Consider the following 19618-nt stretch of genomic DNA (forward strand, 5'->3'; position numbering starts at 1 on the left):
CGTCAGTCTACGGTCCATGCGCCGGAGCCCGTGTCGGGCGACTCCTCGGCCACGCGTCGGCCCCGCGAGTGGCGCCCGCGCCGCCGGGGACCCACGGTGCCCTGCTCGATCGTCTCGGGGGTGTCGCGCGACGGAGGGTCCGGCGACTCCTCGCCCGGTGCGGAGATGAGGAACACGCCGAAGGTCGCGGGGCGCTCGGCGAGCAGCTCGAGGCGTCCGCCGTCGTCCTCGACCAAGGTCCGTGCGAGGGCGAGCCCCACGCCGGTGCCCTTCGAGGCCGCACCGGAGACGGAGCGCTCGAACACGCGGGTGCCCAGGCCCGGGTCGATGCCCTCGCCCTCGTCGGACACCTCGATGACGGTCGAGCGGTCGTTGCGCCGGACCTTGACCTGGGTGCGGCCGCCGCCGTGCACGAGGGAGTTCTCGATGAGGGTCGCGACGACCTGGGTGAGCGGCCCCACGGATCCCCACACCGCGGCCGAGCGGGGCACCTGGATCGCCAGCTCGCGCTCGGCGGCGCGGAAGGCCGGGGACCACTCCTCGCTCTGCTGGGTCAGGACGGTGCTCAGCTCGACGACGCCGGGGGTGCGGCGCTGCGAGGAGCGGGGGGCGTTGATGAGGTCGTGGACCACCGCGGTCAGGCGGTCGATCTGCTCGAGGGAGACCCGCGCCTCCTCGCGCACCCATTCCTCCGAGCTCGTCGCGAGGATCTCGTCGAGGCGCATCGACAGCGCCGTCAGCGGGGTGCGCAGCTGGTGGGAGGCGTCGGCCGCGAGCGCGCTCTCGGCCTCGAGGCGCTCGTTGAGCAGGGCGCCGGAGTTCGCGAGCTGCTCGGCGACGGTGTCGATCTCGGCGATCCCGCTGCGGGACCAGGGGGCGCGGGCCCGTCCGGTGCCCAGGGCCTCGGCGCGCTGGGTGAGGCGGGCCAGCGGCGCGGAGATCCGCTGGGCCTGCCACAGCGCCACCGACACGGCGATCGACAGGGCGGCCATGCCGGTGACGATGATGAGGACCCAGGCGCTCGCGGTGTGCGAGCGGACCTCGGACTGCGGGATCGCGACGGTGACGCGCTCTCCCTGGGAGCCGGTTCCGGAGACGAGCACGGGGTCCGAGCCCGGTGCGACGCCCGCGCTCAGGGTGCGCGTGGTGTCGCCCTCGCGCAGCTCGACGGCGAGGTGGAAACGGATGTCCTGGTAGCGGGGGTCACGGACGATCGACTGCAGGAGCGCCTCGTCGACGGGCTCCCCGGAGCGGATGCGGACGTCGACCTGCTCGCGGGCCACCTCGCCGATCAGCCCGGCGCGGGCGTTGAGCTCGGCGTTGGTGATCGTCAGCCACGACCAGGCCAGCGGGATGCCGAGCATGAGCACGGCCAGCAGGACCGTGATCATCGTGGCCTGCAGGATCCGTTGCCGCACGGATCAGTCCCCGGCCCCGGTCTCGAACCGGAACCCGACCCCCCGCACGGTGGTGATGCGTCGCGGACTCGTGGCGTCGTCGCCGAGCTTGCGGCGCAGCCAGGAGATGTGCATGTCCAGCGTCTTGGTCGAACCCCACCACTCGGCACCCCAGACCTCGCGCATGAGGTCGTCGCGCGTCACGACGCTGCCGGCCTCGCGGACCAGCACCGTCAGCAGGTCGTACTCCTTGGCCGACAGGCTCAGCTCCTCGCCGTCGACGTAGGCGCGGCGGGCGGCCACGTCGAGCTGCACGCCGTTGGCCTCGTAGCTGTCCCCGGACTCCTCGGTGCTCTGGCTGCGCCGCAGCAGGGCGCGGATCCGGGCCTGGAGCTCCCCGAGCCGGAAGGGCTTGGTCACGTAGTCGTCGGCGCCGGCGTCGAGGCCGACCACCGCATCGACCTCGTCGGCGCGGGCCGTGAGGATCAGGACCGGGGCCTCGAGGCCGCCCTTGCGCAGGCGCCGGCACACCTCGAGTCCGTCGATGTCCGGGAGCCCGAGATCGAGGATCACGAAGTCGATGGGCCCGTCGGTCGAGGCCAGCGAGAGCGCATCCATGCCGCGCGAGGCGCGGGAGACCTCGTAGCCGTCGCGTCCCAGGGCCCGGGACAGCGGTTCGGCGATCGCGGAGTCGTCCTCGACGAGAAGTAGTCGTGTCACGTCGGCCATCCTACGAGACGGGTGTCCCGCGCCGCAGGACGCAGGAGTGCGGGCTCGTCACCGGGCGTCTCAGAGGCCCAGCGTGAGGCGCGAGGAGTCCCCGCGCTGGAGCTGGACGGCACGGATCGCCCCGATCCCGTGGAGCTCGTGGACCTCCTCGGCACCCGCCTCGAAGGAGCCGGGCAGAGCGGCCCGGACGGCGTCGGCCGTGGCGGCGTCCACGAGCACCGCACCGGGACGGGCGACGCCCTCGAGCCGGGCGGCGAGGTTGACGGTGGGTCCGAACACGTCGCCGTAGCGGGAGAACATCGGCCCCCAGGACAGGCCCACCCGCACGGCGGGGAGGTCGGCGTGGGTCGCGATCTCCTCCGCGAGGCTGAGGGCGATCTGCGCGCCGTCCTCGGGGGTGTCGGCCAGGAACATCACCTCGTCGCCGACGGTCTTGACCACGCGGCCCCCGCCGACGGAGACGATGTCACGGCACAGGGCCTCGAACTGGCCGATGACGCTCGCGAGCTCGGAGCCGCTGAGCGACAGGGCCAGGCGCGTGAACTGCACGAGGTCCGCGAAGCCGACGGCGCGCTGGAGGGGGAACAGCTCGTCGGGCTCCTCGGCGCCCACCCCGCTGAGGACCTCGCTGCCGGCACGGGCGGCGAAGGAGGACAGCTGGCGGCGGAAGGCGTACATGACCTGCCCCTCGAAGACCTCGAGGAACTGCGGGATCCGCTCGAGCATCACCTGGCGCGCCTGGCCGTCGGGGAGGCCGTCGGCGGACTTGGACTCGTCCACGAGCGCCTCGGTCAGCCACATCGCCAGGCGCCCCATGTGGTAGCCCAGGCCGCGGGAGACCGCCGCGAAGGTGCGCTCGGACATCATGTCGTCCTCGACGAGCGCGGCGAGGTCGCCGATGGCCTCGGCGTCGTCGTCGGTGAACACCACGGTGTCCTCGTCGACGGTGTTGAAGCCCATCGACCGCCAGTACACGGAGGTCAGGCGCTCGGGGACGCCCTGCTGCTCGGCGAGGTCGCGCCGGGAGTAGCGGCGGTGCCCCTGGAGGAGCACCTTCTCGAGGGCGCCGACGCTGCGCCGCACCTCGGAGAACAGGCGGTTGAGCTCCTGGGCGTCGCGCGCGGCGCGGCTCTCGGCATCCAGCGCTGCGCGCTCCTCGGAGGAGACGTCCGGGTCGGACAGGTCCTGGTGGTCCTGCTCGTCCACCCCGTCCTGCTCGTCCAGCCCGTGCTGTTCGTCCCGCGGGTCCTGCACGCGCCCGTCCGGATGCTCCCCGCTCCCGGGATCGCCGTCGGATCCGCCCGGGGTCACGGGACGTGCCTGTCGCCCACGGTGTCTCCTTCCGGGCCTCGCGGCCGCACGTGATGCACATCGCCCGTGGCCACGGGGACGATCCGTCCCCCGCCCGCCTGCACGAGCAGCCGTCCGAGCGCGTCGATGCCGATCGCCCGCCCGACGAAGTCGTCGGCGTCGCCGACCAGCTCGACCCGGACCGGACGGCCGGGCGTGATGCAGCTCTCACGATAGCGGGCCGCGACACCGCTCGCCGCACCGTCCCCTCCCGCGGCATCCAGCGCCGTGAGCTCCTCGTGCAGCGCCGCGGCGAGATCCTCGGCGAGCACCCGCGCCGAGGGGGCCTGGCCGGGAGCATCGGCTGCGGCGAGGGCGTCCAGCGCCACCGCCCCGGGCACCTCCTCCCCATCGGCGCCGAGCACCGGGGAGCGGAGGTTCAGCCCCACGCCGATGAGCAGGGAGCCGTCGGCGGCGGTCTCGACGAGGATCCCGGCGAGCTTGCGCCCGCGCGCGTCCTGCACGTCGTTGGGCCACTTGAGCACCGCGGCCTCGACACCGGCGGATCGTGCGAGCGCGGCGAGCACGCCGAGCCCGACGGCCGGCGGGTACCAGGTGCGCGCATCGACGGGTGCCGTGGGGCGATGCACGAGGGTCAGGGCCAGCCCGCCCCCCGGCGGCGTCTCCCACACCCGCCCCAGACGTCCCCTGCCGCCGCGCTGATCGTCGGTGGCCACGGCCAGCGGCGGTTCGGCGCCGCCCGCCAGGAGCTCCCGGGCGCTGTCCTGGGTGCTCGCGGCGACCTCCCGCCAATGCATCGCCACCACCGGTTGACGGGCGTCCTCGGACATGGCGGCGACCTCCTGGGGCTCCCGGGCGGAGCGACCCCGGTAGCGTAGTATCCCCGTGGTCGAGCCCCGGACCGCGGGGTCGCGGCCACCGTGGCCGGAGACGAATGGAGAGCACGTGACCGACGCCCCCAGGCCCGTCACGACCGCGCAGCGCCTGCAGGATCTGCAGGACCGCGAACAGCGCGCCGTCGCGGCAGCGGGAGAGACCGCGATCGCCAAGCAGCACGCCCGCGGCAAGAAGACCGCCCGCGAGCGCATCGCCGACCTCCTGGACGACGGCTCGTTCGTCGAGACCGACCGGTTCGTCCAGCACCAGTCCCACGCCTTCGGCATCGAGGCCAAGCGCCCCGAGGGCGACGGCATCGTCACCGGGTACGGCACCATCGACGGCCGCCAGGTGTGCGTGTACTCCCAGGACTTCACGGTCTTCGGCGGCTCGCTCGGCGAGGCCCACGGCCGCAAGATCCAGAAGGTCCAGGACCTCGCGCTGTCCACCGGCGTCCCGATCATCGGGATCCTCGACGGCGGCGGCGCCCGCATCCAGGAGGGGGTCGCCTCCCTCGCGGCCTTCGCCGGCATGATGCGCCGCAACACGCGCGCCTCGGGCGTCATCCCGCAGATCTCGCTCGTGATGGGCCCGGCCGCGGGCGGCGCCGTGTACTCCCCCGCGCTGACCGACATCATCGTCATGGTCGAGAAGACCTCGCACATGTTCATCACCGGTCCCGACGTGATCCGCACGGTCACGGGCGAGGACGTGGGCTTCGAGGAGCTCGGCGGCGCGCGCGCCCACTCGACCCGCTCGGGCGTGGCGCACTACATGGCCCCCGACGAGGACGAGGCCATCGAGTACGTCAAGGACGTGCTGTCCTACCTCCCGGCCAACACCCTCACCCCGGCGCCCACCTACCCGGCGCCGCGCGCCGAGGAGACGACGCCCGAGGACCGCGCGCTCGACACCCTGATCCCGGACTCCCCCAACCAGCCCTACGACATGCTCACGGTGCTGCGTGCGGTGCTGGACGACGGGGAGTTCCTCGAGGTCCAGCCGCTGTTCGCCCAGAACATCGTGGTGGGCTTCGGCCGCGTCGAGGGGCACAGCGTCGGGATCATCGCCAACCAGCCCTCGCACTTCGCGGGCACCCTGGACATCGACGCCTCCGAGAAGGCCGCGCGGTTCGTGCGGCTGTGCGACGCGTTCAACGTCCCGGTCCTGACCTTCGTGGACACCCCGGGATTCCTGCCGGGGACCGACCAGGAGTTCAGCGGCATCATCCGCCGCGGCGCCAAGCTGCTGTACGCCTACGCCGAGGCCACGGTCCCGCTGGTCACCGTCATCACCCGCAAGGCCTACGGCGGCGCGTACATCGTGATGGGCTCCAAGGACCTCGGCGCCGACATCAACCTCGCCTGGCCCACAGCCCAGATCGCCGTCATGGGCGCCCAGGGCGCCGTGAACATCCTGCACCGCCAGACGCTGCGCCAGACCGCGGAGTCCGGCGGCGACGTCGAGACCGAGCGCGCCCGGCTCCAGGCCGAGTACGAGGAGCGCTTCGCGACCCCGTACACCGCGGCCGAGCGCGGCTGGATCGACGGCGTGATCCACCCCTCCGAGACCCGCGCGCAGGTCTCCCGGGCCCTGCGCGCCCTGCGCACCAAGCGCGAGACGCTGCCCACCAAGAAGCACGGGAACATCCCGCTGTGAGCACGGGCGACGCCGCGGACGGCGGCGGGGCGAGCACGGAGGCCGGACCGCGCCCGGACGTCCGCCTGGTCGCCGGTCGCCTGTCCGACGAGGAGCTCGCGGCCGTGGCCGTGGCCCTGTCGGCGCTCAGCGTCGCGAGCCGGGCCGAGGCCTCCGAACGGGCGCTGGCCGAGGGCCAGGGACCCGGCGGCGGCGACGGCTGGACCGACGCCGTGCACCGCCTTCCGGGCACGCACGCCGCCCGGGTGCTCGCGGCCGACGGCGCCTGGCAGTTCTCCCACCGGTGACGCGCCCGGGCGCCGCGCCCGTGGGCACCCCGGCCGTCGATAGACTGCGGCCCATGGCCGCAGACGCTGACACCCCCTCCGTCGCCGACGCCGGAGCTCCCCGCCGCCCCAGTGCGCTGGACGCCCTCGCCGACGGGTACGTCGACCACCTGACCTCGATCGACCCGTTCCTGGCCACGAGCCTGGGCGTCCCGGGCCACGACGACGAGGTCACCGACCTCTCCCCCGCCGGCATCGACGCCCGCCTCACGGCCACCCGCGCGCTGCTCGCGTCCATCGCCACGGTCCCCGACCAGGACGACGTCGACGCCGTCACCCGGGCCGCGCTCACCGAACGGCTCGGGCTGGAGCTCGAGCACGACGAGGCCTGGATCACCCGCTCCCAGGTCAACAACATCGCCTCCGGCCTGCAGACCCAGGCGATCTTCGACCTCATGGACGACGAGACCCCCGAGGACTGGCAGATCATCGCGACCCGCCTGCGGCGCCTGCCCGCGGCGATGCGCGGCTGGACCGAGACCCTGCGGGAGGCCGCGGCGTCCGGGCACGTGTCCGCGCGCCGCCAGCTGGTCCTCGGCGCCGAGCAGGCTCGTGGCTATGCCGATCCCGACGGCGGCTACTTCGCCCAGCTCGCCGCCCGTGCCCCCGAGGACGAGGCCGTGCGCGCCGCGGTCGCCGAGGGCGTCGCCGCCGCCTCGGCCGCGTACCGCGAGGTCGCCGACGTCCTGGACGAGCTGGCGCCCTCCGCGCCGAGCGCCGACGCGTGCGGCCGCGAGGCCTACCCGCTGCACGCCCGCACGTTCCTGGGCGAGGAGATCGACGTCGACGAGACCTACGCGTGGGGCATCGAGGAGCTGCGTCGCATCATCGACGAGCAGCGCGTCGTCGCGCGGCGCCTCAACGACCGCTACCGCACGGGAGCGGGCGACAGCATCGAGGCCGCCCGTGCCGCGCTCGACGCGGATCCCGCGCGGACGCTGCACGGGACCGAGGCCCTGCGCAGCTGGATGCAGGAGACCGCCGACCGTGCCCTCCGCGAGCTCTCGGGCGTTCATTTCGACATCCCCGAGCCCCTGCACCGGATCGAGTGCCGGATCGCCGAGACCGGATCCGGCGGCATCTACTACACGCCGCCGAGCCAGGACCTGTCCCGCCCGGGCCGCATGTGGTGGGACGTCCCGCCGGGCACCGAGGAGTTCCATACCTGGGCCGAGACCACCACCGTCTACCACGAGGGCGTGCCCGGGCATCACCTGCAGTGCGGCATCCAGACGATGCGCGCCGCCGAGCTCAACCGCTGGCGGGCGCTGCTGTGCTGGGTCTCCGGCCACGGCGAGGGCTGGGCCCTGTACGCCGAACGCCTCATGGCCGACCTCGGCTACCTCGAGGACGACGGAGACCGCCTGGGGATGCTGGATGCCCAGCGCCTGCGCGCCGGTCGCGTCGTGCTCGACGTGGGACTCCACAACGACCTGGCGATGCCCGAGGGAGTCGTCGGCTCTGCGGGCGGCCCGTGGACCTACGCGTCGGCATGGGAGTTCATGACGCCCAACTGGGGCGTCGCCGAGGCCGAGCGCCGCTTCGAGCTGCACCGGTACCTGGGCTGGCCCGGCCAGGCCCCGTCCTACAAGCTCGGTCAGCGCGTCTGGGACGAGCTGCGGGCCGGCGGGACCACGCCCGGCGACGACGCGAGCGTGCGGGACTTCCATCGGCGGGCCCTCGATCTGGGGTCCCTGCCGTTGTCGGTCCTCCGGAGCGCGCTGAGCCCCCGAGCCGATGGGCCCCGAGCCGCTGAGACACCGAGCCGCTGAGTCCCCGAGCCGATGAGACACCGAGCCGCTGAGTCCCCGAGCCGCTGAGCCGAAGCGCCTCGATCCGCGACCCCCGTCCCCCCCCCCGCCCCGCCCCGCCCCGCCCCGCCCCGGACAATCTAGACCCGGACCATCCCGACGAACGGAGACCCCGTGCACGACGTGACCACCGCGACCGCCCCCTTCCTCGTCTCCGACGAGGACCAGCCCCCTGCCGCCCCGGGAGAGGAGCTGGATCCCCTGCTCCTGCTCGCCTCGGCGTCCGCCGGGCGCCGCGCGACCCTCGACCGCGCCGGGATCGCCCACGCGACGCTCGCCGCGGACCTCGACGAGGCCGCCCTGCTCGAGGCCGCCGGTCCGCTCGACCCCTCCGACGCGGTGCTGCTGCTGGCCCGCGAGAAGGCGCACGCCGTGACGCGCGCCAGCGAGGGCGGCTACGTCGTGCTGGGCTGCGACTCGATGCTCGAGCTCGACGGCGAGCTCGTGGGCAAGCCGCTGACGACCGAGCGGGCCGTCGAGCGCTGGCGGTCCCTGCGCGGGGCGCGCGCCGTCCTGCACACGGGGCACTGGATCGTCGACGACCGCGACGAGGAGGACGGCGGCACCGGTGCCACCTTCGGCGCGACGGCCTCGGCGACGGTGACCTTCGCCCAGCTCGACGACGAGGAGATCGAGGCGTACGTCGCCACGGGCGAGCCGCTCGGCGTCGCGGGCGCCTTCACGATCGACGGCCTCGGCGGGCCGTTCGTCACGTCCGTCGAGGGCGACCCCCACGCCGTCGTCGGCCTCTCCCTCCCCCTGCTGCGCGAGCTGCTGCGCGAGATCGACGTGCCCCTGCACGTCCTCTGGCGCGCCGACGTGACGGCCGGCTGAATCCCACCACCGGTATATGCTCGTCGACTGATCGGCGCCCCCGAAAGGACATCCCCTCCATGGCTGCACGCCCCTCCCCGCAGCGTCCGTTCACCACGGTCCTCATCGCCAACCGCGGCGAGATCGCGGTGCGGATCGCCCGGGCCTGCACGGATGCGGGCCTGCGCTCGGTGGCCGTCTACGCCGACCCCGACCGCGACGCCCTGCACACCACGATCGCCGACGAGGCGTACGCGCTCGGCGGCGCCACCGCCGCCAACTCCTACCTCGTGGTCGACAAGCTGCTGGACATCGCACGCCGCTCCGGCGCCGACGCCGTCCACCCCGGCTACGGCTTCCTCTCCGAGCGCGCCGACTTCGCCCAGGCCGTCATCGACGCCGGGCTCGTGTGGATCGGCCCTCCCCCGCACGCGATCGAGCAGCTCGGCGACAAGGTGTCCGCGCGCCATCTGGCCCAGAAGGTCGGCGCCCCGCTCGTCGAGGGCACCCAGGACCCGGTCGAGGGCAGCGACGAGGTCGTCGCCTTCGCCCGCGAGCACGGCCTGCCCATCGCCATCAAGGCCGCCTTCGGCGGCGGCGGCCGCGGCCTGAAGGTCGCCCGCCACGAATCCGAGGTCCGCGAGCTCTTCGACTCCGCCGTGCGCGAGGCCGTCGCCGCCTTCGGCCGCGGCGAGTGCTTCGTCGAGCAGTACCTCGACTCCCCGCGCCACGTCGAGACGCAGTGCCTGGCCGACGCCCACGGCAACGTCCAGGTGGTCTCCACCCGCGACTGCTCCCTGCAGCGCCGCCACCAGAAGCTCGTCGAGGAGGCCCCCGCGCCGTTCCTCACCGACGCCCAGCACGACCAGCTCGTGGCCGCCTCCAAGGCGATCCTCTCCGAGGCCGGGTACGTCGGCGCCGGGACCTGCGAGTTCCTCGTGGGCCAGGACGGGCGCATCTCCTTCCTCGAGGTCAACACCCGCCTGCAGGTCGAGCACCCCGTGTCCGAGGAGGTCACGGGCGTGGACCTGGTGCGCGAGCAGTTCCGCATCGCGGCCGGCGAGCGCATCAGCGCCGAGGACCCGATCGCCCGCGGCCACTCCTTCGAGTTCCGGATCAACGGCGAGGACGCGGGCCGCGGCTTCCTGCCCTCCCCCGGTCCCGTGCGCCGCTTCGATCCGCCGATGGGCCCGGGCGTGCGCGTGGACTCCGGCGTCCGCAGCGGCGACGAGGTCTCCGGTGCCTTCGACTCGATGCTCGCCAAGCTCATCGTCACCGGGGCGACCCGCGAGGAGGCGCTCGAGCGCTCCCGCCGCGCCCTGGCGGAGTTCCGCATCGAGGGCCTGCCCACGGTGCTGCCCTTCCATCGCCTCGTCGTCGAGGACCCGGCCTTCGCACCCGCGGATCCGACCGAGCCGTTCACGATCCACACCCGCTGGATCGAGACCGAGTTCGGCGGGGACATCCCGGCGGCACCGCTGGCACCGGCCCCCGAGGACGCCGAGGACCGCGAGAGCGTGGTCCTCGAGGTCGACGGGCGCCGGGTCGAGGTGAGCCTGCCGGCCTCGCTGCGGGCCCCGCAGCCCGAGGTGCGTCAGCGCCGCAAGCGCTCGCACAAGCAGGCCGTCCAGGCCGCCGGCGGCGACGCCGTCACCGCACCGATGCAGGGCACGATCGTCAAGGTGCTCGTCGAGGAGGGTCAGACGGTCGCCGACGGCGACCTGCTGCTGGTGCTCGAGGCGATGAAGATGGAGCAGCCCATCACCGCGCACCGCTCGGGCGTCGTCCAGGGCCTCGAGGCCGAGGTCGGGGCGACCGTCTCCGCCGGTGCCGTGCTCTGCCAGATCGCGGACTGAGCGGTCCGGAGCTCGCGCTTCTCAGAGCCCCGCTCCCGGCGTCCTCCGCCCGCGCGAGCGCCGCTCAGGTGATCTGCGGCGCCCGTCGCGCGACCTCGGCGATCGAGCCGGAGACCGAGGGGTAGACCGTGAACGCTGCCGCGAGGTCGTCGGCCGAGAGCCGGTGGGTCACGGCAAGCGCGAGCGGATGGATGAGCTCGCTCGCCCGCGGGGAGACGATCGTGCCGCCCAGGACCGTGCCGGTGGCGGGCGAGACGATCAGGCGCACGAACCCCTCGTCGATCCCCTGCATCTTGGCGCGCGGGTTGCTCACGAGCGGCAGGAGGCGCATGCGGCCGCTGACCTCTCCCACCTCGACCTCGGCCCAGGTGACGCCGACGCTCGCGATCTCCGGCGCCGTGAACACGGCCTGGGCGACCTGGCGCACCAGCAGCGGGCTGACGGCGTCCCCGAGAGCATGGTGCATCGCGATCCGCCCCTGCATCGCCGCGACCGAGGCCAGCGGCAGCACGCCCGTGCAGTCGCCCGCGGCGTAGACGCCGGGGACGTTCGTGCGCGAGACCCGGTCGACGACGACGTGCCCGCTGTCGCGGGTGCGGATCCCCACCTCCTGGAGCCCCAGGTCCCGGGTGCTGGGAACGGCGCCGACGGCCATGAGCACGTGGCTGGCGAGGATCTCGTCGCCGTCCTCGAGGACGACGCGGACCCTCTGGCCCTCGCGGATCACCGAGCCGGCGCGGCTGCGGGAGCGGATGGTGACGCCGCGGCGCTCGAAGGCGCGCTGCAGCACCTCGGCGGCCTCCTCGTCGGTGCCCGGCAGGACCATGTCCCGGGAGGAGACGAGGGTGACCTCGGCGCCGAGGGCCCGATAGGCGCTCGCGAACTCGGCGCCCGTGACCCCGGAGCCGACCACCACGAGGTGCTCGGGCAGGGCGTCGAGCGCGTAGAGCTGGGTCCAGGTGAGCACCCGCTCGCCGTCGACGGGGGCCGACGGCAGCTCGCGGGGGACGGCGCCGGTGGCGAGCATGACGACATCGGCCTCCAGGGACCCTGCGACCTCGCCGTCGACGAGGATCTCGACGGTGTGCGGGTCCGTCAGGCGCCCGCGGCCGTCGTGGACGTGCACGCCGGCCTCGGCCAGGGAGCGGGAGATATCCGCGGACTGCGCGGCGGCGAGCGCCCGAACGCGGGCGTTGACGGCGGCGAGGTCTACGCGCAGGGAGGCCCCGGCGGCGGGGTCCTCGCCGGCCTCGGTGCGGATCCCGAGGTCTCCGGAGCCCTGCACCTGGTCCAGCAGCTCGGCGGTCGCGATGAGGGTCTTGGATGGCACGACGTCGGTCAGGACGGCGGCGCCGCCGATCCCGCGGGACTCGACGACGTGGACCTCGGCGCCGTGGCGCGCCGCCACGAGCGCCGCCTCGTAGCCGCCGGGGCCGCCCCCGATCACGACCACCCGCGGCGTCCCGTCACCTCCGCGTCGGCGCTCGGGGTCGGCGGGCAGGGAGAGGTTCGGATCGGTCACCGGACCATTGTGGCCGATCCCACCTCCGGCCCGGGCGGGAACGGTCGAGGCCGCGCGGGCCCCGCCGCCCGCCCGGTAGTTTTGACCCCATGACCACGACCCCTCCCCCGGCCCCGTCCCCCGACGAGCTCGCCGCCCGGGCCGCCGCGGCGATCTCCGCCGCCAGCGGCGTCGACCACCACGAGATCGCCCTCGTCCTCGGCTCCGGCTGGTCCGCGGCCGCCGACCTGCTCGGGGAGACGGTCTGGGAGACACCCGCGACCGAGGTCCCGGGGTTCCGCGCCCCGGCACTCGCGGGGCACGTGGGCACGCTGCGCTCCGTGCGGATCACGGGCAGCGGAGCCCACGCCCTGGTGCTCGGTGCCCGGACCCATCTGTACGAGGGCGCGGGTGTGGATCCCGTGGTCCACGGCGTCCGCACCGCCGCCGCGGCGGGATGCCGCACCCTCGTGCTCACCAACGGCTGCGGGGGCCTGGACCGGTCGTGGACGCCCGGGACGCCCGTGCTCATCGCCGACCAGATCAACTTCACGGGCACCACCCCTCTGCGCGGCGCGCACTTCGTGGACATGACCGACGTGTACACGCCCCGCCTGCGGGCGATCGCCCGGGCCGTGGACCCCACGCTCGCCGAGGGCGTCTACATGCAGTTCAGCGGGCCCAGCTACGAGACGCCCGCCGAGGTCCGCATGGCCGGAGCCGTCGGCGCGAGCCTCGTGGGCATGTCCACGGCGCTCGAGGCCATCGCGGCGCGCGCCGAGGGCCTCGACGTCCTCGGCATCTCGCTCGTCACGAACCTCGCGGCGGGCATCAGTCCCACTCCGCTGAGCCACGAGGAGGTCCTCGAGGCCGGGCGCGAGGCCGGTCCGCGGATCTCGCGCCTGCTGTCCGAGATCGTGCGCCGCATCGCGGAGGAACGCGCGGACGGCTCAGATCCCGGTGCCACAGACATCGACCCCACTGCGAGCCCCACGGTGGCAGGCGCCGCCCCCACCGCGACCGACGGAGACCCCCGATGACCGCTCCCGCGACCGACGCACCCGAGCCCGCAGCGCTGCGCGATCTCCTCGACAGGGCCCGCGCCTGGGTGCTGGACGACCCCGATCCCCGCACCGCCACGGAGCTGGACGCCCTCATCGGCCGGGCGGAGTCCGGCGACGCCGAGGTGATCGCCGACCTCACCGACGCCTTCGACGGGCCGCTCGAGTTCGGCACGGCCGGGCTGCGCGGCCGGATGGCCCCGGGGTCGCGCCGCATGAACCTCGCGGTGGTCTCGCGCGCCGCCCGGGGCCTGGCCGACTTCCTCGTGGCCGAGCTCGGCGGGGCCGGCACCGACCTCGCCCCGCTCGTCGTCATCGGCCACGACGCACGGCACAACTCGCGGGCGTTCGCCGAGCGATCGGCGGCGATCATGACGGCCGCAGGTCTGCGCGTCCGCCTCAGCGAGGGGCACTGCCCGACCCCGCTGGTCGCCTTCGCGACGCGCCATCTCGACGCCGATGCGGGTGTCGTCGTCACCGCCTCCCACAATCCCGCCGCCGACAACGGCTACAAGGTCTACCTCGGAGGCCGGGCGAGCGAGCCCGACGGCCGCGGGGTGCAGATCGTCCCTCCCTCGGACGCCGGGATCGCCGCGGCCATCGCCGCCGTCGGTCCGGTGCTGTCGATCCCCGTCGCCCCGAGCGGCTGGGGCCTTCTCGGCGCCGACGTCCGCGAGGCCTACCTCGATGCCATCTGCGCTCTGCCGGTGCCCGACGGGCCGCGTGAGGTGCGGATCGTGCACACCGCCATGCATGGCGTGGGCGGCGAGCTCGCGGTCGCGGCGCTGTCCCGGACGGGGTTCTCGGAGATCCACCCCGTCGCCAAGCAGGCAGACCCCGATCCGGACTTCCCCACCGTCGCGTTCCCCAATCCGGAGGAGAAGGGCGCGATCGACCTCGCGCTCGAGCTGGCCCGGACCGTCGAGGCCGACGTCGTGATCGCCAACGACCCCGATGCGGACCGTTGCGCCGCCGCCGTCCTGGACCCGCATCTCGGGGACTGGCGGATGCTGCGCGGCGACGAGCTGGGGGTGCTCCTCGGGGCGCACCTCATCGCCGTCCACGACTACCAGGGGACCTTCGCCAACTCGATCGTGTCCTCGCGCTGGTTGGGCGCCCTCGCACGGGCGGCCGGTCGGCCGGCGGCGACGACGCTCACCGGGTTCAAGTGGATCGCGCGCACGCCGGGGATCGCCTTCGGCTACGAGGAGGCGATCGGGTACTGCGTGCTGCCGGACGTCGTGCGCGACAAGGACGGGCTGTCCACGGCGCTCGTCGTCGCGGAGATGGCGGCGATCGCGCGGGCCGAGGGCCTGACGCTGGTCGGGGTGCTCGACGACCTCGCGCGGGAGCACGGGCTGTACGCGAGCGATCAGCTGTCGGTGCGCGTCGAGGACCTGTCCCTGATCGGCACGATGATGGCGCGGCTGCGCGAGCGCCCCCCGGCCGAGCTCGCGGGCAGCGAGGTCACCGAGGTGCTGGACCTCGCCGAGGGTTCGGTGGAGACCACGGGTCTGCCGCCCACGGACGGACTGCTGCTGCGGTGCGCCGACGACTCCCGGGTGATCGTCCGCCCGTCGGGCACCGAGCCCAAGCTCAAGAGCTACCTCGAGGTCGTCGAGCCCGTCGCCGCGGGTGCGGACGAGGCCGCGATGACGCTCGCGCGAGTGGCGGCGGCGACGCACCTCACGCGGATCACCGAGGACATGCGGACGGCGCTCGGGGTCGACTGAGACGGAGAAGCGCGCGATCGACCGCCCCGTACCCGGTCGGCACGGCTGGGCTCAATGGATCGGATCGGCGGGCGAGCGCTGCGCGGCGGACTCGGCCATCGCCCGCGGATGCTCAGCCCTCGAGCACCGCGCGGGTCCCGGACAGGCCGAGCCGGCTTGCACCCGCGGCGACCATCGCCTCGGCGGCCTCCCGGGTGCGGATCCCGCCGGACGCCTTGACGCCGAGCCGGTCCCCGACGGTGCGGCGCATGAGGGCGACGGCGTGCTCGCTGGCGCCTCCGGCGGGGTGGAAGCCGGTGGAGGTCTTGACGAAGTCGGCCCCGGCGGCCTCGGCGGCCTCGCATGCGGCGACGATCTGCTCGTCGGTGAGGGCGGCGGACTCGATGATGACCTTGAGGACCGTCGGCGAAGGAGCTGCGTCACGGACGGCGCGGATGTCGTCCTGGAGTCCCTGGACGTCTCCGCTCCGCGCGAGGCCGATGTTGATGACCATGTCGACCTCATCGGCGCCCTGGGCGACGGAATCCGCGGCCTCGGCGGCCTTGATGGCGCTCGCGTGCTGTCCCGAGGGGAAGCCGCACACCGTGGCGACCTTGACCGAGGTGGTCACGGGCAGCATCGACGGCGAGACGCAGACGGAGTAGACGCCCAGGTCCTCGGCCTCGGCGATGAGGGCGTCGACGTCGGCGCGGGTCGCCTCGGGCTTGAGCAGCGTGTGGTCGACGAGGCGGGCGAGGTCAGCGGTGTCCAGGTGCGTCATGGGGTCGATTGTGGCACGGAGGGAGCGTCCTCCCGGGCCGGCCGGGACCCGGTGAGCCGAGCTCGGCGCGGGGCAGATGTCCCGGCCCGGTCGGAGCGCACGTCCCCCGGTCGGGTCGGCGAGGCCGATTCTCGGTCTGGTGGGAGAGCTCGTGCTCTGGGCCGGGCCGAGGGGTCTGTCCCCACGGTCCGGCCGACGTCCCGGCTCTCAGTCGTTTCGTTTCCCCGGCCCGCGCCGTCGTGACCGATGTCGCGCGCGGCGACCGGGTCGATCGCCACGCCGGATCCGTGCGGGCCGCCGTGCCATCTCGCCCGGATCGAGCGGGCCGCACCACAGGGCCGTGACGTCCGGGCGTGCAGGCCACACGAGATCCACGCGCCCGAACCCTCCAGGACGCCCGGGATACGTCACCTCCTGTCGTCCGCTCGGCGGCACGCCGCCACCCCCTGCGGCAGCAGCCGGAGCGGCAATCCTGTCCGCGACCTCCGAGATGCCCGCCGTGACCTCAGCGACATGAGTTCTTCGACCGATCGGCCCCGTGTCCGACGGCGCGAGCCCATGTTCCGGATCGAGCGCGGCCGAGGTGCGACCAGCGAGGGGAATCTCGTCCTGCAACACCTCGTCCAGGTCCTCCACGTCCTGGGACATCCCGCCGTGCACCTGCTCGACCTCGCCCGGATCGACGCCACGGCCCATCGCCGATCGGCGCACCACCAGGCTCATCGCGCCGCGACCCGCCTCCTGCCCGTAGCGCGTCATCCATCGGACGCGCCGCTCGACGACGACCCCGCGCGTGAAGGTCTCCTTCTGGTTGCATGCCGCACACAGCCCGTTGGCGTTGTCCCACGAGGTCGCTCCCCCGGCCGCGTGCGCCCGGACGTGATCGACCTGCCGGATATCGGCATCGCAGTAGGGGCCGCGACAGGTCCCGTCACGCCACAGCACGGCCCGTCGCAGGGCGGCCGGGAACGCACGGGCCTTCGATTCGACGGCGACGAGCTCCGCCGTCGTCGGATGGGTCCACAGGCGCCGATAGACCGCCCTGACGGCCGGCCCGTCCGCACCGAGAGGGTCCTCGGTGCCGGGTTCCGGGGCGCGGAGAGCATCCTGGAGGCACGTGCGCACGGCCGAGAAGGGGACGACACCGTAGCCTTCGACGGTCGCGGCATCGCCGTCCTCCGGCCCCAGCAGGGACCGGTCGGTCACGATGATGCCGATGTCGAGGGTGACCGGGTCCAACTCCTCGCTGCGACCGATCACGGTGTCGACGAGCCGGTCGGCCATGATCTGCTGATGCCCGCGACGATCACCCAGCACGGTGAGACGCTCGGCCTCGAGCGAGAGCCGCTTGCGCACGAGCGCGGCATCGATCCCGGAGGTCGTGATCGAGATCGTCGCCATGCCGTGCGCGCGCCGACGCAACGTCACACCGCGTTCGCGCCGGGCCCGCTCGTGCCGATCGCGGGCACCCTCGGGGTGGAGCTGGTGCGCGAGGAGGTCGACCTCGCCCTGCCATTGGCGGATGCCGGCACCGTCGAGGTGGGGCAGGGCTGCGGACAGCGCCGCATCGATGGCACCACGCAGCCCCGCGTCGACGGGACCTGCGGCTCGGGACACGGCGTGGGCGACCTCGGTGCCCACATCCCCGTGCGCCAGATGGGCGAGCATCCGGGGGAGGTCGCGGACCAGACGCCGGGACGTCCCGAGGAGCCGGGTGGCGCCGGCGGGAGAGCGCCGGAGAGCGATGGACGCCTCACGAGCGGCGATGCGCGAGGCGATGTCGGGCCGCGCCGCACCATCGGGCGAGGCGGGCGGGACGTCGGCCGCATCGTTCTCGGCCTGATCCGCACGCACCGCGACCTCGAGCGCGACGACCGCTCGCGCCTGAACTGCGGCGATCGCGGCGCACAGCCCGTCGAGATCGCTCAGGAGGTCGATGAGCGCGGGCGCGTCGAGCGGCGTCGGTCCCGATCGTTCACCCCGCGAGGCAACGACGCCGCGCGACGACGCGAGGACTGGTCCCCGATCCACGAGATCGACGGAACCCGCGGCGCCGATCTCGGCGAGTGCGGCGCGGGTGCGGGCCAGGTCGGCCCCGCCGGCGAGGAACCCTCCCGCGTCGTCGCGGTGGATCCGGGGACGGGCGTCGCGCGAGACGAGGTCGTGGCCGTGGCTGTTGACGGCACCGCGCGCACGGTCGCCTCCACCGCCCGCCGTCTCCTGCCCCTGTACCGCCATGACCCGATCCTTCCGGAGGGGTGTGACAGACGAAGCATCCCCGCGTCCGTGATCGGGGACCGTCCGGACGTCGCGCGATCCGCGTCCATCGCGTCGGGCCGATCAGGTCGGCACACGGTGCTCGGCGACGTGAATACCCGGCCCCGGGCCTCGCCATCCGCCACCCGACGTCCCACACGTCCAGCCGGCCACGTCACCATCCTCCGCTCGGCATCCGGCACCTCGGGACGCAGGATCTCGCCTCCCGCGGCCCGAGGCACAAGCCCCAAGGCCCGCTGTCCGAGGCGCACGCCCCAAGGCACAGACCCCAACGCCCGCTGCCCGTCGTCCACAGCCCGAACCACGGGCCCCGAAACACCGACTCCGCACCCCCGTCGTCGGGGACTCCCCAGCCCGCCGATCCACCACCCGCTCACCCCCTCCCCCCACCCCGTCTAGGATCGAGCACCATGACCGTCCCCGCTCCCTCCTCCGACGCCCCCCGCCGCATCGTCCTGGTCGCGGGCCCGTCCGGGAGCGGGAAGGGACTGATGACCCGCGACCTCGGGCTCCCCCTCGTGCCGCTCGACGAGTTCTACCGCGACCACGACGACGCCGAGCTCCCCCGGCGCTTCGGGATCGTCGACTGGGATGACCCCCGCTCGTGGGACGTGGACCGCGCGCTGTCCGCGCTCACCGCGCTCGCCCACGACGGGCGCACGGAGATCCCCGAGTACTCCATCTCCCGCAGCCGCCGCACGGGCACGCGCTCGCTCGATGCGACGGACGCACCCCTCATCGTCGCCGAGGGCATCTTCGCCTCCGAGCTGATCGCGCCGCTGCGCGCCGTCGGCCTGCTGGCCGATGCCCTCGTGCTGTCCCGCCCGGCACCCCTCGTCTTCGGGCTGCGGCTGGCCCGGGATCTGCGCGAGGCGCGCAAGCCCCCGCTCACGCTCGTGCGTCGCGGCTGGGCGCTGGCCCAGGACCAGCCCGAGGACCTCGCACGATGGCGCGCCGCCGGCATGCGCAGCGTGGGGCTGCGCGAGGGCACGGCGCTCCTTCGCGCCGCCGCGACGATCGCCGAGGCCGAGTCCCACCATCGCGAGCACGCCGCCGCGCCGCAGATCCTGCGGATCGCCGCCGTGTGCTTCGTCCGCATCGGCACCGAGGGTCTCGAGGTGCTCGCGGTGCGCAAGAGCGGCACCGGCTCCTACATGCAGCCCGGCGGGAAGCTCGAGCCCGGCGAGTCCGCGCGCGAGTGCGCCGAGCGGGAGATCGCCGAGGAGCTCGGCGTGATCGTGGAGGCCGATGCCTTCGAGCCGCTCGGGGAGTTCACGGCGCGCGCGGCCAACGAGCCCGCGACACAGGTGCACGCGAGCGTGTTCCTCGCGGCGGCGGACTGGCTGCCGCGCGACGTCGAGGTCCGGGCGGAGATCGCCGAGGCGCTGTGGTGCCCCGTCGACCGGCCGCCCCGGGGACTGCGCCTCGCACCGCTGATGACCGAGCACATCCTGCCGGCGCTGCGCACCCTGACGCTCTGACCTCGGTGCCACCGGGGTCCCTCGCGC

At 74.0% G+C, this 19618-nt stretch carries 15 protein-coding genes; 8 read left to right on the forward strand and 7 right to left on the reverse strand.

Annotation, left to right across the window (positions count from 1 at the left end; all coding sequences use genetic code 11):
* Positions 1–2 precede the first annotated feature (2 nt).
* The 4 genes from ACT3TZ_RS04690 to ACT3TZ_RS04705 are packed head-to-tail and all read right to left on the reverse strand — an operon-like array spanning position 3 to position 4267.
* Entirely contained in the window at positions 3–1418 is a 1416-nt protein-coding gene (locus ACT3TZ_RS04690; protein ID WP_444582230.1) for an ATP-binding protein, read from the reverse strand.
* Between the two features lie 3 nt (positions 1419–1421).
* Positions 1422–2126 (reverse strand): response regulator transcription factor, encoded by a 705-nt coding sequence (locus tag ACT3TZ_RS04695; protein WP_444582231.1) that lies wholly within the window; start codon positions 2124–2126, stop codon positions 1422–1424.
* Between the two features lie 60 nt (positions 2127–2186).
* Positions 2187–3437: an adenylate/guanylate cyclase domain-containing protein gene (locus ACT3TZ_RS04700; RefSeq protein WP_444582232.1), complete on the reverse strand. Its 1251-nt coding sequence runs from the start codon at positions 3435–3437 to the stop codon at positions 2187–2189.
* Entirely contained in the window at positions 3434–4267 is an 834-nt protein-coding gene (locus ACT3TZ_RS04705) for a biotin--[acetyl-CoA-carboxylase] ligase (RefSeq protein WP_444582233.1), read from the reverse strand. Before ACT3TZ_RS04705 ends, ACT3TZ_RS04700 begins: the two co-directional genes overlap by 4 nt.
* A gap of 115 nt (positions 4268–4382) precedes the next feature.
* Here ACT3TZ_RS04705 and ACT3TZ_RS04710 point away from each other — a divergent pair, with 115 nt between their 5' ends.
* The 5 genes from ACT3TZ_RS04710 to ACT3TZ_RS04730 all read left to right on the forward strand — a co-directional run bounded on the left by ACT3TZ_RS04710 (position 4383) and on the right by ACT3TZ_RS04730 (position 10778).
* Complete coding sequence (locus ACT3TZ_RS04710) at positions 4383–5972, forward strand: acyl-CoA carboxylase subunit beta (RefSeq protein WP_444582234.1); 1590 nt, start codon at positions 4383–4385, stop codon at positions 5970–5972.
* Positions 5969–6259, forward strand: a complete 291-nt coding sequence (locus tag ACT3TZ_RS04715; protein ID WP_444582235.1) for an acyl-CoA carboxylase epsilon subunit — start codon at positions 5969–5971, stop codon at positions 6257–6259. Before ACT3TZ_RS04710 ends, ACT3TZ_RS04715 begins: the two co-directional genes overlap by 4 nt.
* A 53-nt stretch (positions 6260–6312) precedes the next feature.
* Complete coding sequence (locus ACT3TZ_RS04720) at positions 6313–8070, forward strand: DUF885 domain-containing protein (RefSeq protein ID WP_444582236.1); 1758 nt, start codon at positions 6313–6315, stop codon at positions 8068–8070.
* Between the two features lie 153 nt (positions 8071–8223).
* Positions 8224–8943: a Maf family protein gene (locus tag ACT3TZ_RS04725; RefSeq protein WP_444582237.1), complete on the forward strand. Its 720-nt coding sequence runs from the start codon at positions 8224–8226 to the stop codon at positions 8941–8943.
* Between the two features lie 59 nt (positions 8944–9002).
* Positions 9003–10778, forward strand: coding sequence for an acetyl/propionyl/methylcrotonyl-CoA carboxylase subunit alpha (locus ACT3TZ_RS04730; RefSeq protein WP_444582238.1), 1776 nt, complete (start codon positions 9003–9005; stop codon positions 10776–10778).
* 64 nt (positions 10779–10842) lie between these two features.
* On the opposite strand, the gene ACT3TZ_RS04735 is transcribed toward ACT3TZ_RS04730, so the two are convergent.
* Positions 10843–12300, reverse strand: a complete 1458-nt coding sequence (locus ACT3TZ_RS04735; RefSeq protein WP_444582239.1) for an NAD(P)H-quinone dehydrogenase — start codon at positions 12298–12300, stop codon at positions 10843–10845.
* An 89-nt stretch (positions 12301–12389) separates the two neighbouring features.
* Here ACT3TZ_RS04735 and ACT3TZ_RS04740 point away from each other — a divergent pair, with 89 nt between their 5' ends.
* On the forward strand, positions 12390–13319 hold the full coding sequence (locus ACT3TZ_RS04740; RefSeq protein WP_444582240.1) for a purine-nucleoside phosphorylase: 930 nt from the start codon (positions 12390–12392) through the stop codon (positions 13317–13319).
* Positions 13316–15073, forward strand: coding sequence for a phospho-sugar mutase (locus ACT3TZ_RS04745; RefSeq protein ID WP_444582241.1), 1758 nt, complete (start codon positions 13316–13318; stop codon positions 15071–15073). The genes ACT3TZ_RS04740 and ACT3TZ_RS04745 overlap by 4 nt, the downstream gene beginning before the upstream one ends.
* A gap of 112 nt (positions 15074–15185) precedes the next feature.
* Here the strand turns inward: ACT3TZ_RS04745 and deoC are convergent, their stop codons facing one another.
* Positions 15186–15833, reverse strand: coding sequence for a deoxyribose-phosphate aldolase (gene deoC / locus ACT3TZ_RS04750; protein ID WP_444582242.1), 648 nt, complete (start codon positions 15831–15833; stop codon positions 15186–15188).
* Positions 15834–16040: 207 nt separating this feature from the next.
* Entirely contained in the window at positions 16041–18071 is a 2031-nt protein-coding gene (locus tag ACT3TZ_RS04755) for a DUF222 domain-containing protein (protein ID WP_444582243.1), read from the reverse strand.
* Positions 18072–18520: 449 nt separating this feature from the next.
* Between ACT3TZ_RS04755 and ACT3TZ_RS04760 the strand changes: the two genes are divergently transcribed.
* The gene (locus ACT3TZ_RS04760) at positions 18521–19591 is read left to right on the forward strand and encodes an NUDIX domain-containing protein (protein WP_444582244.1); all 1071 of its coding nucleotides are present in this window, start codon (positions 18521–18523) and stop codon (positions 19589–19591) included.
* The last annotated feature ends 27 nt before the right edge of the window (positions 19592–19618 follow it).

Origin of the sequence: Brachybacterium sp. AOP25-B2-12 (assembly GCF_052378625.1) — a bacterium.
Taxonomy (GTDB): Bacteria; Actinomycetota; Actinomycetes; order Actinomycetales; family Dermabacteraceae; genus Brachybacterium.

Excerpts from the sequence above, each read along its gene's own strand:
- ACT3TZ_RS04760 (WP_444582244.1), top strand. The coding sequence starts at position 18,521 with ATGACCGTCCCCGCTCCCTCCTCCGACGCCCCCCGCCGCATCGTCCTG.
- ACT3TZ_RS04695 (WP_444582231.1), bottom strand. The coding sequence starts at position 2,126 with ATGGCCGACGTGACACGACTACTTCTCGTCGAGGACGACTCCGCGATC.
- ACT3TZ_RS04740 (WP_444582240.1), top strand. The coding sequence starts at position 12,390 with ATGACCACGACCCCTCCCCCGGCCCCGTCCCCCGACGAGCTCGCCGCC.
- deoC (WP_444582242.1), bottom strand. The coding sequence starts at position 15,833 with ATGACGCACCTGGACACCGCTGACCTCGCCCGCCTCGTCGACCACACG.
- ACT3TZ_RS04745 (WP_444582241.1), top strand. The coding sequence starts at position 13,316 with ATGACCGCTCCCGCGACCGACGCACCCGAGCCCGCAGCGCTGCGCGAT.
- ACT3TZ_RS04755 (WP_444582243.1), bottom strand. The coding sequence starts at position 18,071 with ATGGCGGTACAGGGGCAGGAGACGGCGGGCGGTGGAGGCGACCGTGCG.
- ACT3TZ_RS04720 (WP_444582236.1), top strand. The coding sequence starts at position 6,313 with ATGGCCGCAGACGCTGACACCCCCTCCGTCGCCGACGCCGGAGCTCCC.
- ACT3TZ_RS04730 (WP_444582238.1), top strand. The coding sequence starts at position 9,003 with ATGGCTGCACGCCCCTCCCCGCAGCGTCCGTTCACCACGGTCCTCATC.
- ACT3TZ_RS04705 (WP_444582233.1), bottom strand. The coding sequence starts at position 4,267 with ATGTCCGAGGACGCCCGTCAACCGGTGGTGGCGATGCATTGGCGGGAG.